The following is a 500-nucleotide window of genomic DNA, read 5'->3' on the forward strand; positions in this document are numbered from 1 at the left end:
CTGAGCTAGTGGCGCATATTTTTACAAAAAATAAAAAAGACTTGGCAAGTTCCTATCCTCCCAAGGGGCTGCCCCCTAAGTACTTTCGGCGTTTACGGACTTAACTTCTGGGTTCGGAATGTGACCAGGTGTACCCCCGTAGCTTTTCTTACCAAGCTTACTTTCTTATGAATGTTAAACATTCAAAACTATATAATAATGTTTCATAAATTAATTCTTTTCTTCTAAATCATTTTGCTTTAGGTTAAGTGTTCGTCATATTAGTATTGGTCAGCTAAAGACTTCACAGCCCTTACACCCCCAACCTATCAACCTCCTGGTCTCGAAGGTGACTTATCAATGATAGAATACTTATCTCTGAGTTGGCTTCCCGCTTAGATGCTTTCAGCGGTTATCCATTCCAAACGTGACTACCCAGCTATGCCATTGGCATGACAACTGGTACATTAGAGGTTTGTCCATCCCGGTCCTCTCGTACTAAGGACAGATCTCATCAATAT

2 rRNA genes are annotated in these 500 nt (G+C 41.0%); both read right to left on the bottom strand.

The window, feature by feature from the left end:
• Nucleotides 1–39 precede the first annotated feature (39 nt).
• Nucleotides 40–156, bottom strand: a 5S ribosomal RNA gene (gene rrf / locus ACPGXI_RS18020).
• Nucleotides 157–240: 84 nt separating this feature from the next.
• Nucleotides 241–500, bottom strand: a 23S ribosomal RNA gene (locus ACPGXI_RS18025); the annotation flags it as partial.

It is taken from the genome of Mycobacterium sp. (assembly GCF_049608025.1).
Lineage (GTDB): Bacteria > Actinomycetota > Actinomycetes > Mycobacteriales > Mycobacteriaceae > Mycobacterium.